Annotated in this window: 10 protein-coding genes; 7 read left to right on the top strand and 3 right to left on the bottom strand. The window is 54.2% G+C overall.

Annotated elements, in window-relative coordinates:
• Positions 1-22: 22 nt before the first annotated feature.
• On the top strand, positions 23-2,272 hold the full coding sequence (locus tag ABWV33_RS17355) for a thioredoxin domain-containing protein (protein WP_353332523.1): 2,250 nt from the start codon (positions 23-25) through the stop codon (positions 2,270-2,272).
• A 133-nt stretch (positions 2,273-2,405) separates the two neighbouring features.
• Entirely contained in the window at positions 2,406-6,350 is a 3,945-nt protein-coding gene (locus ABWV33_RS17350; protein WP_353332521.1) for a non-ribosomal peptide synthetase, read from the top strand.
• Positions 6,351-6,420: 70 nt separating this feature from the next.
• On the opposite strand, the gene putA is transcribed toward ABWV33_RS17350, so the two are convergent.
• Positions 6,421-9,894, bottom strand: a complete 3,474-nt coding sequence (gene putA / locus ABWV33_RS17345) for a bifunctional proline dehydrogenase/L-glutamate gamma-semialdehyde dehydrogenase PutA (RefSeq protein ID WP_353332519.1) — start codon at positions 9,892-9,894, stop codon at positions 6,421-6,423.
• A gap of 128 nt (positions 9,895-10,022) precedes the next feature.
• Here putA and ABWV33_RS17340 point away from each other — a divergent pair, with 128 nt between their 5' ends.
• The 5 genes from ABWV33_RS17340 (at position 10,023) to ABWV33_RS17320 (ending at position 14,952) form a co-directional block, all read left to right on the top strand.
• Complete coding sequence (locus ABWV33_RS17340) at positions 10,023-10,484, top strand: Lrp/AsnC family transcriptional regulator (protein WP_353332517.1); 462 nt, start codon at positions 10,023-10,025, stop codon at positions 10,482-10,484.
• A 104-nt stretch (positions 10,485-10,588) separates the two neighbouring features.
• Positions 10,589-11,494, top strand: coding sequence for a LysR substrate-binding domain-containing protein (locus tag ABWV33_RS17335; RefSeq protein ID WP_353332515.1), 906 nt, complete (start codon positions 10,589-10,591; stop codon positions 11,492-11,494).
• Positions 11,495-11,634: 140 nt separating this feature from the next.
• Positions 11,635-12,726, top strand: coding sequence for an alcohol dehydrogenase family protein (locus tag ABWV33_RS17330; protein WP_353332513.1), 1,092 nt, complete (start codon positions 11,635-11,637; stop codon positions 12,724-12,726).
• The gene (locus ABWV33_RS17325) at positions 12,723-13,829 is read left to right on the top strand and encodes a mandelate racemase/muconate lactonizing enzyme family protein (protein WP_353332511.1); all 1,107 of its coding nucleotides are present in this window, start codon (positions 12,723-12,725) and stop codon (positions 13,827-13,829) included. The genes ABWV33_RS17330 and ABWV33_RS17325 overlap by 4 nt, the downstream gene beginning before the upstream one ends.
• Before the next feature lies 1 nt (position 13,830).
• Complete coding sequence (locus ABWV33_RS17320) at positions 13,831-14,952, top strand: mandelate racemase/muconate lactonizing enzyme family protein (RefSeq protein ID WP_353332509.1); 1,122 nt, start codon at positions 13,831-13,833, stop codon at positions 14,950-14,952.
• 57 nt (positions 14,953-15,009) lie between these two features.
• Here the strand turns inward: ABWV33_RS17320 and ABWV33_RS17315 are convergent, their stop codons facing one another.
• Positions 15,010-15,795 carry a carnitinyl-CoA dehydratase gene (locus ABWV33_RS17315; RefSeq protein ID WP_121998987.1) on the bottom strand — a complete coding sequence of 262 codons (786 nt, stop codon included), beginning with the start codon at positions 15,793-15,795 and terminating at the stop codon, positions 15,010-15,012.
• A gap of 3 nt (positions 15,796-15,798) precedes the next feature.
• Positions 15,799-17,817, bottom strand: a complete 2,019-nt coding sequence (locus tag ABWV33_RS17310) for an acetate--CoA ligase family protein (protein ID WP_353332507.1) — start codon at positions 17,815-17,817, stop codon at positions 15,799-15,801.
• Between the last annotated feature and the right edge of the window lie 8 nt (positions 17,818-17,825).

Raw genomic sequence — 17,825 nt, 5'->3', positions numbered from 1 at the left:
TCAGATAATTTGAGGCAGAGCTATGAAATGGTTCATCTTCTGTGTTTTCGGAATGCTGGCGACATTTGCCAACGCAGCCGGGCGTGAGGCGAACCATTTGCAAGGGGCCGCGTCCCCGTATCTTTTGCAACATCTCTATAACCCGGTTGATTGGTACCCTTGGGGGCCCGAGGCGCTGAACAAGGCCAAGACTGAAGGCAAGTTGATTTTTGTCTCGGTTGGCTATTCCGCGTGCCATTGGTGTCATGTGATGGAGCAGGAGAGTTTTGAGAACGAACAGATCGCTGCAGCACTGAACGAGAGTTTTGTGTCGATCAAGGTCGATCGCGAAAGCGATCCGGATCTGGATGCACGGTTCCTGATGACGACCAAGGTTATGACAGGGGGAGGGGGCTGGCCAAACTCGGTTTTCCTCACCCCTGAGGGGGATCCGGTTCTTGCAGGTGGGTATGTTCCAGCCGCTGAATTTTTGTCCGTCATCACACAAATTCATCATGACTGGGTGAGAGATCCCGTATCTATTCGGTTAAAGGCCAATCAAGTTTCCAAGGTGATTTCCGCGCAGTTGCAGCAGAAAGCCGAAGCTTTGGAGGTTTCACAAGATATGGTTCAGGGTATCGTGGATACGCTTTTGGACGATATGGATCCCTTTAACGGGGGCTACGGTATAGTACCTAAATTTCCCCGCGAACCCTTGTTTCTCTTTCTATTGGATCACGCCGAACGCACCGGTGATGTTGAAGTGCTGGGGGTGGTTACGGATATGTTAGATGGCATGATCCACGGCGGTGTCCACGATCATGTAGGCGGCGGGTTTCACCGATATGCGGTCGACCCGGAATGGAACGAACCCCATTTTGAAAAGATGCTCTATACGCAGGCCCTAATCGGGCGGTTACTAGTGCGGGCCTGGGAAATAACTGGGTCTCCTGAGTATCGCCGTGCTGCAGAGCGCCTTTTTGACTATGTTTTACGCGATTTACGGGATGCAAACGGCGGTTTCTTTGCTTCGCAAAATGCCGATAGCAAGTCCTCCACTGGCGAAAGTATCGAAGGGGCGTTTTATACGTGGCCGACTGCAGTGCTGGATCGACTAGACAGAAGCGGTGCATTGCGGCGGGATCTTGTTCTGCCGACGCCTAAGGGCCAGGGGTCCGCACGCGAAATTTTAGCATTGCGTGCGTCCGTGATGGAAATGGCCCAGGAAAACGGAAGACCTGTAGGCGAAACACAGGCTGCTTTGGACCGTCTGTTGCAACAGTTGTTTGATCTACGCCAAACCCGACCTGCACCCTTTGTAGATCGCAAGATTATCGTGTCGTGGAACGCGGCGATGATCGAAACGCTGGCCCATGCTGGGCATCATTTTGAGCGGCTAGACTACACTGAAGCAGCAGCAAAGGCTGCGCGCTTCATCTTAGCGGAAATGCAGATGCCATCAGGATTGAATAGGGTTTGGTACAATCAAAGGCCAAGTGAACCGGCGCGCTTGGCGGATTATGCGGGGTTCGGGCGCGCGTTGATTGCCCTGCATGACTATGCAGCAACGCCTGAGATTGCAGGCGATTGGCTTGACCATGCGCAAGCCTTTGCAAATGAAATCGGGAAGAGGTTCGGATCCGCGAAAGATGGGTTTCGGATGAGTCAGGAAACATTGGGCCAACACGAAATTGTCCTGATAGAAGACGCCGACCTCCCTTCCGGCAATGCTTTGGCCTTGGACTTGTTCACGCAATTGGCCTTGCGAACAGATGCACCGGGTCTGCAACAAGATGCGTATGCTTTGGCATCGGCTCTGTCAGGTGGTGTGCTGCACTCCCCTGAAAAACGCAGCTACTTTCTGAAAGCTGTGCAAGACCTGAAAGTAGGAGCAACCGGGCCTGTTCGGTTTGCCGCCAATGGGGCCGTTCGAGGTGAGCTGCATCATGATAAAACAACCAACATTGCCACTGTTCAAATTTCGATTGCACAGGGTTGGCACATCAATGCAAACCAACCACTTGAGCGCCATCTAATACCTACTCAGGTGTCGGTAAGCGGGGCAAAAGGGGCGCTGGAGTATCCTAGCCCCCGCATCAAAACATTGGCGTTTAACGATGCACCGCTGGCTCTTTACGAAGGGGACATTGTGATTTCCGCTCAGTTAACCCCAGGTCCCGAAAAAACCTCTGTGCCGCGTATTACCCTTGTTTTACAGACCTGTAGCGAAGAAATCTGCCTGCAACCTGAAGAGTTGATTTTCACCATTTGGCCTACTGCAATGCAGAAGTGAAACAGGCGGGCTAGAAATTTGGCTGTCTAACCGGTTTTTTTCGGGCATTTGCCCCAATTTTGCCGCTTCTTTACGCTAATTTTAAGGAATTAGACACAAAGAACCCCTCATTTACGGGACCAGGAGTAGTTGCGTGAGCGGCATTCAAACCTCAGCTGAGCCAAACGATTGGTTTGCACTTACGTCAATGCAAATGAGTATGCTGTACGAAAGCATGCAGACGGGACGTGCTGGCACGAATATCGAGCAAGCCGTCGTTCATTTTGATCAGCAACGGCTTGATGAGGATACCGTCCGACGGGCCTGGCAAGAAATTGCGGCACGTCATGATGCGCTGCGGTTGGTGTGTGATTGGCATGATCGTGCCCACCCTCAGCAGCGCGTTACTGATAACATCTCGGTTCCTATCTCTGTGCTGGACTGGTCAACACTGTCTGCGGCGGAGCAAAAGAAAAACCTGGAACAGTTTCTGGAAGAGGATCGCGCACAAGGCATTAATCTGGAAACGGCCACCCCATGGCGGGTGACACTCATTCGATTGAATGACATCGCTTCGATCATGATCCTGACGATTCACCACGTGGTTGTTGATGGGCGCAGTATCGCTCAAATTCTGTGTGAATTTCTAGCCTATCTAAAAAGTGGCACGCTGCAGGCAATCCCTGCGCCCAGTTCAGATTTCCGGGCTTACTGTCTGGCCTTGGAGCAAGACCTTCTCAACCAAGAAGCGGCACAGATATATTTTAAGGACTATCTGGCTGATTTCGATGATATCGGTACGCTGAACCTTCCTCCGATTGGCGAAGTAGAAGAAACCGGAACGCGCCAAAAACTCGATGTGTTCGAACTTGAACCCCACCTCAAGCAGCAGTTGCAACTCTGTGCACGGAAATCTGGCGGCACGCTTGCCAATCTTGTTCAGGCTGCGTGGGGAATTGTTCTGGCTCGGTGGCAGGGCAGCGAAGAAGTTGCGTTTGGCGTGATCCGTAGCGGCCGCCATGGTGTCGCCGTCAGCGCCACCAGCGTCGGTTGTTTTATCAGTTCATTTCCGATGCGCATGTCGCTTGATAAAGACCTGACTTTGGGCATCCTGCTTGCGAAGCTCCGTCGGGATACGCTGGCATTACACCCTCTCGAACATACGTCGGCAAACGTGGTGCGTGAAAATGCTGATCTGAACGGCCAGCAATCCCTGTTCGACAGCTTGGTCATGTTTGAAAACGCGGACCTCGAAGGTCTGGTGCTTGGTAGCAGCCGCCCTCATCCTTCGCCGCGAATAGAGCTGCATGAAGAAGGTGGTATGCCGTTGACTTTGGCGGTTTATGGCCAAGAAAACATGCGGTTTGTTTTGGAACATGACCCTTCGCAGGTTCCATCTGTAGTCGCTGCACGGATGTTTGATCATCTGTTGGTATTGCTGCAAAATATGGCCCTTGCGGATAGGGAAACGCGTATTGGTGCATTAGAGATGCTTGGCCAGAGCGAGCGCGATGCGCTTTTGAAGCTAGCCCAACCGGATCGGGTATTAACCCACGACAATACGTGTTTAGTGCAACAATTCGAAGGCGCTGTTCAAGCCTCTCCAAGCTCAATTGCCATTGAAGCAGTGGGTACTGACACCAGCCTAACGTACCAAGACCTAGATGCCCGCGCGAAGGGGCTCGCGCTGGCTTTGCAGGCCAAAGGGGTGACTACGGGTGACGTTGTTGCCATTGGATTGCCGCGATCACCTGAATTCATCGTTGCCATGCTTGCGGTTCTGCGCACTGGAGCCGCCTTTGTTCCCGTGGACCCAACGTATCCCGCCAAGACGCGGGATCACATGCTGGCCGATAGCGGAGCCTCGGTTCTGATTGCAAATGCAGACGCACAACACAGCGTTGATTTGCCGGTGCTTTCGCCTGATCAGGGCCTGTCAACCAACCCAATGCCATTACCGACAGGCACCCCAGAGCAACGCGCCTACATTATCTATACCTCTGGTTCGACTGGAATTCCCAAAGGCGTTGCCGCCAGCCGGGAGAATTTTCTCTCGCACATCGCGGCGATCTCGTCAGAGTTTGAATTGACCTCTCAAGATCGGGTTTTGCAATTCGCCAGCCTGTCGTTCGACGTGGCTTTGGAAGAGGTGTTTCCAACGTTGATGGCAGGTGCCACGCTGGTTTTGCGAAGTGAGGACATGGCGCAGTCCCTTGGGACGTTTGTCGAGCAATGCCATGAGTTGCGGCTGAGTGTGCTGAACCTGCCAACGGCGTTCTGGTCACTGCTGGCGGATTTTCTACAGAGCTCTGAAAAACTAATGCCCGAATGCCTGCGTCTGATGGTTGTCGGGGGTGAGCAGGTGAAACCAAACAGCCTTATCGCTTGGCAGAAAGCGGTTCCAAACGTGCGTTGGTTAAACGGATATGGCCCGACAGAAACAACAATCACCTGCACCCTGCACGAAATAAGTGGAGCACAAACCGAAGCTGATATTCCAATTGGACGTCCCGTCGCTCATGCGACCACATATGTGATGGCGGCCGATGGAAGTATGGCACCCATGGGGGCTGTTGGCGAGTTGGTGATTGGCGGCCAATGCGTCACCCTTGGATATGTTGGCCGCCCCGAGGAAACAGACAAAGCCTTTGTTAGTGGGGCCGTAGTCAGAGAAAACCGTCTGTATCGTTCAGGTGATCGGGCGCAATGGCGTCCGGATGGGGCTTTGAACTTTTTCGGGCGCCGCGATCGACAAGCCAAAGTGCGCGGATATCGAATTGATTTGCGCCAAATCGAACATGCCATCGAGTCGATTGATACCTCATTCGAGGTGCTGGCCGGTGTTTTGAATGAGGGCACGGCGGCGGCGCAACTGGTTGCTTGGATCGAAGGTGACAATCGAGACAAAAAGGAACTTGAAGCCGAAGTCGCGGACCGCTTGCCCGCGCATATGCGCCCAGCGCTCGCTTTTGTGCCTGAATTCCCCAAAACGGCGGGTGGAAAAATTGATAAATCCGCACTGCCCGATCCAGAGCCATCGGCTGTTGAGGCACCAGAAAACAGCACGCCTGTAAGCCAATTAGAAGCTGATATTTGCATGGCTATGGCCAAATCTCTGGGTCGGAAAACCGTTGCCCCATCGCAAGATTTCCATGATCTGGGCGGCCATTCGCTTTTGGCGGTTGAGTTGATTGGTCGTCTCGAAACACTCTCTGGTAAGCGGCTGGGGATCATGGATTTCCGGGAAAATGCGACGCCACGCGCACTTGCGCGATTGTTGCAATCGGAAACCGACCGACCCAAGCGGATTATCACAATTCAGCCACAAGGAACGCGCCCGCCCTTGTTTGCCGTTCACATTCTTGGCCCAAACGAAGAGTACTTTAGACCCTTGGCAGCACATCTTGGGCTAGATCAACCGATCATGGGAATTTCAGTTGGATCGCTAGACAAAGATACGCCAACCGGCATTGAAAACACTGCAAAAATTTACTGCGAAGAGCTGAACAAGTTCTACCCGACTGGGCCAATTAGTCTGATGGCCGTGTCTTTGGGCAGTTACATGGCGCTCGAATTGGCGCGACAATTGAGACAAAGCGGCCGGGATATTGGATTGGTTGCGTTCTTTGATGCAGCAGGCCCGGGGGGGCGGGATGAATATCAAGGTTGGCGGCGTCTCTGTGCCCATTTCAAGAGGGCACAGTACATTGGTTTGAAATTCCCGGTGCAGATCGTGAACAACCGTATTCACAATCTTAAAAACTTCTTTGCCTCCAAGAAGATTCAAAAGGCAACGTCCGAAGGAGATGCCAAGGCGCCTATGACGGTCTATGAATTCATCGCCTCGAACGAAATTGCGGTGAACGAATATTCGCCGGGTTCATTGGACGTTCCCTTGACGATTTTCCGGGCAGAGAACCACTTTTTCGACACGGAAATTGCCCGCCAGACTGGCCTTGGATGGGAACCTGTTGCGACCGCTGGATTTGAGGTGGTTGATGTCCCGGGCGGGCATCTGTCCCTGTTGCAAGAACCCCATATCGACACGCTTGCAAAACGGATGGCGGAATCTTTGGACAAGCACGTTGGACGTGATTGATCGTCTATGAACCGGCTCGTTTAAATCCCTAACCGGCGACTGTTCTGAGCCGCCGGTAAGCGATGCAAGGTTAACTGGCTTGCGCAAGCAGAGAAGCGTTGCCGCCTGCAGCTGTGGTATCGACGCAAATATGACGCTCCAAATGGCAGCGGTCTCCGAAATCTTCACCATTGATCAGCGGGATCAACGCTCCATCCCGTGCAGCCAAGACTGTCCGCATTTCGCGCAAGCTGCTTTCATTTGCCCAAGACACAACCGCATCAAAGCCAGACAGAGTCCCGAGTTGATCTGGCGTGAGCATCCCATCAACATCCGCTTTCCCCTGCGCACCAGGCGCGATGACAACAGCCCCACATCCATGGGCGCGTGCTATCTGCGCTTGGTTTTGCGCGGCCTCTAATGTGGGACCAAGACAGAGGAACACACCCCGCCCATACGTCGAAAGCACATTGGATTCACCGGTAGGTCCGGGCAGTTGCAGCCGGCTGATGGCAGTGCGTGACGGGCGTGGTGTCTTGTCTATCACTGCCTGTATCGTGGCCGGATCTGCGACCGGTCCAGTTGGCATCGAGAAGGCGAGCGATTTTTCAGATGCAAAGCGTTTTACATAAGATGGCCCGCCCGCCTTGGGCCCCGTGCCAGACAAACCCTCACCCCCAAAAGGTTGGCTGCCAACAATCGCGCCAATTTGATTGCGGTTGATGTACATATTTCCGACATTCAGCTGCGATGTGACCTGTTCAATCCGATCATCAATGCGAGAGTGCATTCCAAACGTCAGACCAAACCCAGTTGCATTGATGGCGTTTACCACTTTGTCCAAATCAGCGGCTTTGTAAGTCGCCACATGCATGACCGGGCCAAAGACTTCTTTCTCAAGATCCGCGATACCGGACACCTTTAGGACAGTTGGCGCGACAAAGGTCCCGTTTGTCGGAACGTTCAATTCCTTCAGAACCCGGTTTTGAACGCGCGCGTCCTTAATGTAGTCCATGATCTCGTCTTGTGCCCCGGCATTGATAACAGGGCCGACGTCGGTCGCAAGATCCCAGGGGTTTCCAACAACCAGCTCGTCCATTGCGCCATACAGCATCTCAAGGAACGGCGCGGCGACGTCTTCTTGCACATACAGCAGTCGCAATGCCGAACAGCGTTGTCCCGCAGACTGAAACGCCGATGCTACGATGTCTTTGATTGCCTGCTCGGGCAGGGCGGTGCTGTCCACGATCATCGCATTCAGCCCCCCGGTTTCTGCAATCAACGGCGCGCTGGGAGTTATTTCATTCGCCATGGCACGGTTGATGGTCTGAGCCGTCTGCGTAGACCCAGTAAAACAAACACCCTTGATGCGTGGATCTGAGGTCACACGGGCGCCTACAACAGAGCCGCGCCCTGGCAAAAGCTGCAAGGCAGAGACGGGAACACCCGCGTCATGCATAAATCCTACGGCAATACTGGCAACAATTGCAGTTGGGTCAGCAGGTTTGGCAACAACCCCGTTCCCTGCCGCCAAAGCAGCCGCGATTTGACCCGTAAAGATCGCCAACGGGAAGTTCCAAGGCGAAACACATGCCATGATTCCACGAGCAGGGCTGTTCAATTCTGTGCCGCGCACTGCATAATACCGCAAGAAATCAACTGCTTCGCGTAATTCAGAAATCACGTCCAACGGGGTTTTCCCCGCCTCACGAGTGAGGGCGGCAAACAATTCGCCAAAATTGGCCTCATACAAATCCGCGGCCGTGTTCAGAACGCGAGCACGGGTTTCCGCATTTTCATTCCAAGGGCTTGCTGCTGCGAGGGCTGTATCCACGTCCTGATGCGTGGATTGGATGACAGTTCCGACCAGATCGCTATGATCTGCAGGGTTTCGCCCTTCGCGCGCCTCGGTTCCATGGACCTCACCCGCAATCAGCGGCTGCATCTGCCATTGGTGGGTGTGAAATGGCATGCGCGCGGCAGCGATAGCGTCCAAATCATCGTCATCATGTAGATCCCACCCAATGGAGTTTGGCCGTTCCGCACCATACAGATCCGAAGGCATTTGAACTGCAGCATTCAAACCGCCAACGCCGTGTACTTCAAAGGGGTCCGCAGCAACCGTTTCAGCCGGAACCGTTTCATCAACAATCTGGTTCACAAAGGACGAATTCGCCCCGTTTTCTAGCAAACGTCGCACGAGATAGGCCAGCAGATCGCGATGTGCCCCAACCGGAGCATAGATCCGACAGCGCGTACCATTTTCCTTGAGCACAAGATCATGCAGGCTATCGCCCATGCCGTGAAGGCGCTGAAATTCGAATGTATCCTTGTCGGTCGCCATTTCCAGAATGCTGGCCACCGTGTGGGCGTTGTGCGTGGCAAATTGTGGGTAAATTCGGTCAGTCATACCCAATAGTTTTCGGGCGCAGCAGATATATGAAATGTCCGTGGCCACCTTGCGTGTAAACACGGGGAAGTCTTTTAGTCCTTCGACCTGTGCACGCTTCACCTCGGTATCCCAATAGGCACCTTTGACCAGACGTACCATGATTTTGCGATCAAGCTCGATCGCGAGGGAATTCAGCCAATCCAAAACAGGGGCCGCGCGTTTGCCATAAGCCTGAACCACAACTCCAAATCCGTCCCAGCCAGACAACGACGGGTCACGCAGAACAGCTTCGATCACATCCAGCGATAGATCGAGTCGATCAGCTTCTTCGGCGTCAATGTTGAAACCCATGCCCGCCGCTTTGGCTTGTTGCGCCAATTCCAACGTGATTGGAACCAACTCCTGCATTACACGTGATTTTTGACCAACCTCGTACCGTGGGTGCAGGGCGGACAATTTGATGGAAATTCCAGGATTGCTGCGAATGTCATCAGAATTGCATTCGCCTGCCAGATTGCGGATGGCATCAGAGTAAGCCGTTTGAAACGATTGCGCATCCTGTGCCGTTAACGCTGCCTCGCCTAGCATGTCGTAGGAATAGGTGTATCCTTGTTTTTCTTTGCTTTTCCCTCGGGTTACCGCCTCTTGAATGGTTTGACCCAAAACAAATTGCGCGCCCATTTCTTTCATCGCGCGGCTTACGGCGGCGCGGATGACAGGTTCGCCCAAGCGTTTAACGGCCCCTTTCAAGGTCGCAACAAGACCGGTTCCCTCTTGCAGAACCTTACCTGTCAACATCAACCCCCATGTGGAGGCATTGACCAACGAGGATGAGGATTGTCCCAAGTGCTGCCCCCAAGCGGATGGCGCAATCTTATCTTCGATCAACGCATCAATGGTGTCTGCGTCCGGGACCCGCAATAGCGCTTCGGCCAGACACATCAACGCGACGCCTTCGCTGGTGGACAGACCGTATTCGGCCAGAAACACCTCCATCAGACCCGGATTGCTATCATTGCGGATCGCTTTGACCAGGCTCGATGCGCGGTTGTGCGACATCGCCCGCTCAACCGCGTTCAACGCGTGAACGCTCATAAGATCCCTGAGAACCTCGGCTTCGGGGCGAAGGTGGTTTTTGCGCAGAGCGGCACGGTGTGTGAGCAAAGTGGTCATGTTTCTTCCTGACTCCGAGATTTGCCCAAGGATATCAAAAAGTGACAAGTCATACTGACTTATCACTTTACATTTTCAACCCAAAATCACTTAAGTTGAACCATCATTCAGTCTGATAGGGTGTCGAAATGAAGGATGGCGGGAAACTTGATCGGCATGATGTTGAAATTCTCAAGATTCTCAACACAGAAGGGCGCCTGCCGGTCACTGAGCTGTCGGATCGGGTTGGCTTGTCGAAATCACCCTGTCAGGCACGGTTGAAACGACTCATCGCTGAGGGGTATATCCGAGGGTTCAAAGCTATCCTTGATCCGCAAAAGCTGGGTCTGGAACAGGTCGTGTTTGTTGAAATCAAGCTGACGGATACGACTGAAACTGCCTTGTCTGAATTCAATGCCGCGGTTCAGTCGGTTCCAGAGATTGAACAATGTCATATGATCGCCGGGGCGTTTGATTACCTGATCAAAGTGCGTACCAAAGACATGAAAAGCTATCGCGAGGTGTTGGGGCGTGTGGTGTCTTCGCTGCCGTATGTTGGCAGCACATCGACACATGTTTCGATGCAATCAGTGAAAGATGTCGCCTTTTAAATGAAAGACTGCGGCGATGTCCTAACGGGATCGATCAAAGCGACTAAGATTTTCGATCTCAAGGGAACCCTGCCAACCCATTTTCCAAAGGCCTAGAGCTGATCATGTCGCGACGATACTACAATCTTCCCACGCTTACGACGCTCAGCACCTTTGAAGCCGCAGCCCGTCATCTGAGCTTTAAGGATTCGGCCCAAGAGTTGTCCGTCACACCGGGCGCCGTCAGTCACCAGATCAAAGCTTTGGAAAGCGAACTGAACACGCCCCTGTTTCTACGCGGTCATCGTGGGGTTGTTTTGACTCCAGATGGCGCGGCTCTGTTTGATACGTTGTCGACCTCGTTTTTGAAGGTCTCTCAAAGCCTGAATAGCATCCGTGATCGCAATATGACCACTGAAGTGACGATTGGGTCCACAACTGCGGTTGCGGCACAGTGGCTGTCGCCAACGCTGACCCGGTTTTGGCGAAAGTTTCCTGACCAAGACGTGTATCAGGTTGCGCAGGATCGGTTGTTTCACGCCTGCCCGGAAATTGATCTCTTCATCCGGTACGGGCGGGATCCAAACTCGACGATGGAACAAACCCCGCTGTTTCGCGACCAATTGGTTCCTGTGGCCAGCCCCGAATTGGCACAAAAACTAAATGGGTGCGTGTTAAAGGACATCGCCGGGCAAAGGCTAATTCACCTTGAATCTGAAGACACAAATTGGACGGGCTGGCACGAATGGTTTGGCGAACTTGGATATCTTGGTGCGGTCTCAACCGGGACGCGGGTCAATCGATACTCTGTTGCACTCCAAGCAGCGCAGGACGGGGCAGGGCTTGTTCTGGGGTGGCAACGCTTGATCACCCCTTTGATTGATGCAGGTAAATTGGCGCCGATCAGACCGCACGTGTTGCCGGCCCCACATCAATTCTATCTTGTCGGACATCCCGACAAAGACCTTTCTGAGGGTGTGCGTACCCTCAAAGACTGGATCATAAACGAGGTTCAACAAAATGACATTTGACAGGGTACTTCATTTTGCCAACCTTCAGCTTAGACTTCCCAACGTGTCGTCAAGACGATCCAACATGTTGGTCACCTAACGCTAGGTGAATCGTATGACTTTTCCTGCAATTGAGAACTACTAAACAAGGACTTGCAGACATGACCCCACTTGAAATGCATGGTGTCCAATTGATTGGTCACGGCGGTATCGAAAAGTTGGAATACCGTTCGGACCTGCCGGTTCCCACTCCGGGTCCGGAAGAGGTCCAGATTCGCGTAACTGCAGCGGGCATCAACAACACAGATATCAACACGCGCATCGGCTGGTATTCCAAGGCAGTGACCGCCGACACCGAAACGGGCGGTGCCGAGGGGTTCGATAACGTTGATAACGACGATGCCAGTTGGTCCGGAGTGCCGCTTAAGTTTCCGCGCATTCAGGGCGCTGATGTGTGCGGCTATATCACGGCTGTTGGGGCGAATGTTGATCCAGCACGGATAGGGGAACGGGTGCTTGTGCAAGCTTTGCAGCCCGTGCGTGATGGAGAGCCCTTTACCTGCATTACCTTTGGCTCAGAATGCGACGGTGGATTTGCCCAGTTTACCGTGGCGCGATCAGAATTCACGCATGCCATCAACTGCGATTGGACGGATGCTGAATTGGCCTCGGTTCCTTGTGCGTATTCCACAGCGGAGAACATGCTGCATCGTGCATCAGTTGGGGCAGAGCGGGTGCTGATTTCAGGGGCATCCGGCGGAGTGGGGTCGGCTGCTGTGCAGCTGTGCAAACGGCGCGGGGCTCATGTCATTGCCATCTCATCGGCTGCAAAGGCTGACAACGTGCGCGCTTTGGGAGCAGATCAGGTGATCGACCGGAACGCGGATCTGGTGTCTTGTCTTGGGGCAATGTCTGTGGATGTAGTGATTGATCTGGTGGCAGGTCCGCAATGGCCCAGTTTTCTAGAGGTTCTGCGCCGTGGTGGACGGTACGCCACAGCAGGGGCAATTGCTGGCCCTATCACGGAACTCGATGTGCGCACACTTTACCTCAAAGATCTGTCGTTGTTCGGCTCCACCTATCAAGCGGATGAGGTTTTTCCAGATTTGGTGTCCTACATTGAACGCGGGGAAATTCAGCCAACATTGTCAGCGACCTATCCGCTAAAGGACATCGCCCGCGCGCAAGAGGATTTTCTAGCCAAGAAACACACGGGAAAGCTTGTTCTGCTTCCTCCGAAGGTCGCGCAGTGAAAATCGCGGAAATTCATATTTACCAGCACGATCTACCGGTGAAGAACGGCCCCTATACGATGGCAAACGCCGAGGTTTGGGCGTTGGACACTACGTTGGTCAAAATTGTGACGGACACCGGGGTTGTCGGATGGGGAGAGACCTGTCCCGTCGGCCCGACCTACGCCGAAGCTTTTGCCGGAGGTGCGCGGGCGGCTCTGCTCCAGATGGCCCCTGACTTGATCGGGACGGGCTGCCTGCCGCTGATCCTGCATCGGCAGATGGATGCTTTGTTGAATGGTCACACCTATGCCAAGGCTGCGTTGGACATTGCGGTGCACGATGCGCTTGGCAAACATCTGGGGCTTTCGGTGGCTGATCTGCTTGGCGGGGCACTGACTGACCGTGTGCCATCCTATTATGCAACAGGTGTCGGTGCGCCCGATGACATTGCCAAACTGGCCCGCGAAAAACGTGACGAAGGATATCCGCGCCTTCAGATCAAAGTTGGCGGGCGCCCGGTAGAGATCGACATCGAAACCATCCGCAAGGTGTGGGAAACGGTTGGGACCACAACACGACTTGCTGTGGATGGCAATCGTGGATGGAACACGCGCGATGCGTTGCGAGTCAGCCGTGAATGTGGGGATATTCCCTTTATTATGGAACAGCCATGCAATTCGATTGATGAACTGCGCCAGATCCGTCCGCAGATCCGGCACGCCCTTTATATGGATGAAAATTCCGTTGATCTGGCCACTGTCGTTCAGGCCGTGGGCACCGGTTTGGTCGATGGATTTGGTATGAAGGTCACCCGTATTGGGGGCTTGCACCCTATGCGGAGCTTTCGCGATATCTGTGCCGCGCGCGATTTGCCACACACATGTGACGACAATTGGGGCGGCGACATCATTGCGGCGGCCTGCACGTCTGTTGGCGCGACGGTTGCCCCAGACCGTTTGGAAGGTGTTTGGATTGCAGGCCCCTATATCGACGGTCACTACGACCCTGAAAATGGCGTAAAAGTGGATGGCGGGCACATTTCAGTACCTCAGGGACCGGGATTAGGCGTAGTGCCCGAAGAATCTGCATTTGGTGCGCCTATCGCCTCTTTCGGAGGGTGAAATGAAAATCACGAAAATTGAGCTTTACGATGTTGCGCTGCCTTATTCCGGCGGGACGTATCTGCTGTCCGGGGGGCGGGAATACCAAAGCTTTGACGCAGCAATTGTTTGCGTGACGACAGACACCGGAATCCAAGGGTGGGGGGAAAGCACCCCTTTTGGGTCAACCTATATCGCAGCACACGCGCGCGGGGCACATGCTGGAATACACGAAATCGCACCTCATTTGTTGGGTCGGGACCCGCGTCAGGTCGATCGCATCAATGACGTAATGGATGATGCCTTGGTTGGGCATAACCATGCGAAAACAGCGCTGGATGTTGCCTGTTGGGATATCTTTGGGAAATCCGTAGATATGCCCGTGTGTGAGCTACTCGGCGGGGCCACTGGGTTTCGAATGCCCACGATTTCATCCATCTATGCCGGAGATCCCGAAGATATGCGCACCCGCGTGGCTGCGCACCGGGCAAAGGGCTACATGGGTCATTCCGTTAAGATTGGCGCGCTTGATTCCGAAGGCGGCCCGGCGCTGGATGCAGAGCGGATCACCGCCGCTTTGGCGGACCGCAAAACCGGCGAGTACTTCATAGTAGATGCAAACGGTGGGCTTATTCCGGAAACGGCGTTGCGCATGTTGCGCCTGCTTCCCGATGGGTTGGATTTCGTGCTCGAAGCACCCTGTGCCTCTTGGCGCGAAACGCTCTCACTGCGTCAGCGGTGCCCCGTGCCGATCATCATTGATGAACTGGCCCAGCAGGATCAGGATATCACGCAAATCGTTTCACAAGATATTGCCGATGGAATTGGTTTGAAAATTTCCAAAGCCGGTGGGCTGACCCGGGGGCGTCGCCATCGCGATATCTGCCGATCCGCTGGCCTGACTGTCAGCGTGCAAGACACTGTTGGGTCAGACATTGCCTTTGCCGGGATTGCACATCTGGGGGCAACCGTTCCCGAACGCTATTTGCGGTGTATTCTGGATTGTCGCGACATGGTGACGTTAGAGACTGCGCACTTCAACGCGCCGGTGGTCGATGGCGGAGTTCTTGTCCCGAACGCACCGGGTCTGGGGATCGAGGTAGACCGAGATGCAATTGGCACCCCGACGCAGATTTGGAGCTAATCTGACCTCTTAGAACGAAGGCCGGGCAAACGAACATGCCCGGCCTGTGTACGCTTCTTACTTACCTTGCCAAACAGGGTCACGTTTTTCTGAAAATGCGCGCGCGCCTTCCAGCTGATCTTCGCTGTCATAGAGCACATCAACAGACCGCAGCTGCCGCTTTGTGATCCGGTTCATTGCGTCCTGAAACTTGGCGTCTTCTGCATCCCTAACGATTTCCTTGATCGCAGCGTAAACCAGCGGTGGCCCGCTTGCGAGCAAACGGGCCTGTTCCCAAGCGCGGTCCATCAACTGATCCGCGGGGACGATTTCATTCACCAAACCCCAACGGTTCGCCTCTTGCACGTCAAACCAACGGCCTGTCAGCAACAACTCCATCGCGATGTGATAGGGAATGCGTTTGGGCAGCTTAACGCTAGCCGCATCTGCCACGGTACCAGAGCGAATTTCTGGCAATGCAAAAGTGGCATGTTCCGCAGCAATGATCATATCGGCCGAGATCATCAGCTCTAACCCACCACCGCAGGCGATACCGTTTACCGCGGCAATCACTGGCTTGTTCATATCCCGCAGTTCCTGCAAACCGCCAAATCCGCCAACGCCATAATCGCCGTCAACTTCATCGCCATCAGCTGCCGCTTTGAGATCCCAACCGGGGCAAAAGAACTTGTCCCCACCACCTGTCAGGATCGCAACACGCAATTCGGGATCATCGCGGAAATCGCGAAACACTTTGCCCATGATCCGGCTTGTCACCAGATCAATGGCGTTTGCCTTTGGTCGGTCGAGTGTGATTTCAAGAATGGCGCCCTCGCGCCGGGTTGTTACAGGACTATCTGACATGGATCAGGCCTTTCTTATCAGGGCATCTACAGCAACCGCCCGATCAGCGGTGCAAAGGAGCGGGTTGATTTCAACTTCGCTGACAGTGTCGGCGTTTTCAAGAACATAGGATTGAACGCCCATCACCGCCGCAAGGATCGCATCTATATTGGCAGGCGGTTGACCCCGATAACCCGCGAGGAGCGGCGCAATGCCCAGAGCTTCGAGGGCAGTGCAGATGTCTTCGGGACGCGCGGGGATCAGCAAGGATGTGGTATCGCGCAAGATCTCAGTCAGAACACCACCAGCACCCAAGGTCAAAACAAACCCATGCGCCGGATCGCGGATAACCCCGATCAATAGTTCGGCAACGGTGCCGGTAATCATCTCTTCGATCAGAACCTCTTGCGTTCCTATTTCTTTCACCACCTGCGCTACTTCGTCTGGCATTACTTTTAGGCGGACAGCCGCATGTTCCGATTTATGTGCCAGCCCGACACCCTTGATGGCAAAGGGGGGATGCAATTCGGCAATCGCAGCGCTGATTTGCGCGCAGCCCTGAACCGCCCGGTTCTGCGGCACGGGAACGCCGTGCTGCATCAAGGCATGTTTCGAGTCAGCCTCGGTCATAGTTTCTGTCAAACCCTCAGTCTCTCCTGGCAGGCAAACCGGGTCGCTAATTGGGGCTCGTACAGACGCCGCTGCCTCAGTCGCGGCGAGCGCTTCGCGCAGACCCATCATCGGAACGACCCCCCCAGCCATCAATTGATCTGCAACATCGGATGGCATCAATTCGGGCAGGCTTGCGACAACGCCAAATCTTGCCCCGGTTTCGCTCCGGACGTGCAGGGCGGCGTTGGTGGCACATGTCCAATCCGTCGCATCTGTTGTTGGGTAATCCACGATGGAATAGGTCATCGCGATTTCATCGCCGGTCATGCCAGCCCACGCTTGGGCCATGGCTACCTCATCCCGCCAAACATAGGTGTGATAATCCAACGGATTGTTCAGCGCGACCATAGGACCAAGGGCGCCTCTCAATTGCGTCTGCTGGCGTGTGCTCAGTTCAGGGAATGTCAACGCCGAGTCGACAGCCATATCCGCAATCAAGCTTGCCTCACCGCCAGAGCAACTGATCGAGGCTATTTTCGTGTCAGGCAAAGGACCGTAACAGTGCAACAGCTTCAGCGTTTCCAAAAGGTCGGGCAGGGCAGTCAATCGGGGTATGCCAAGACGATTCAGAAAGGCCTGGGCCCCCGCATCACTCCCCGCAAGTGAGGCTGTATGCGAAATTGTCGCCTGCTGCGCTTGTTCCGATGCACCCACCTTGATCGCAACCAAGGGAACCCCTTTGGCGTGGGCTTTGGCTGCAAGTTGCTCCCAATCGCGCAGGTCTTTGAAGCCTTCGATATGCAAACCCACTGCCGTGACGCGTGGATCATCGATCAAGGCGGATGCGATTTGTGCCTGCGTGCTTTGGGCCATGTTTCCACAAGTCACCATATAGGCAATCGGTAAACCTCGTTGTTGCATCGTCAAATTGATCGAGATGTTGGAACTTTGCGTCAAGATCGCAACGCCGCTTTCCACCCGCGAACATCCGTGTTGATCGGGCCACAACAGGGCCCCATCCAACGCATTGACAAAGCCATAACAGTTGGGTCCCAAGATGGGCATATCGCCGGCTGCAGAAACTAATTCGGCCTGTAAATCACCTCCGGTTTCGTCTTCTGCAAATGCTTCTGCAAATCCAGAAGCAAAACAAACGGCACCGCCTGCGCCCATTTCGGACAGTAATCTGACGGTTTCGATTGTCGCATGCCGATTAATCCCGATGAACACTGCATCAGGGGCAGCGGGCAGCGCCTCCAACGTGGGATAAGCGGGCAGTCCGGCAACCTCAATTGCCTTGGGGTGAACTGCCCAAACCTCGCCTTGAAACCCCATATTCTGAGATTGCAAAATCACCTGTTGGCACCACGCCCCACCGCCTACGACGGCAATGGTTTTCGGGCGCAGTAATCGCGAAAGATCTCGGGTCATGTCTTGGC

The sequence above is a fragment of the Phaeobacter sp. NW0010-22 genome (assembly GCF_040365955.1).
Classification (GTDB): domain Bacteria; phylum Pseudomonadota; class Alphaproteobacteria; order Rhodobacterales; family Rhodobacteraceae; genus OMPR01.
Note: the sequence above shows the minus strand (reverse complement) of the source record. Positions and strands in the feature narration are given on the sequence as shown.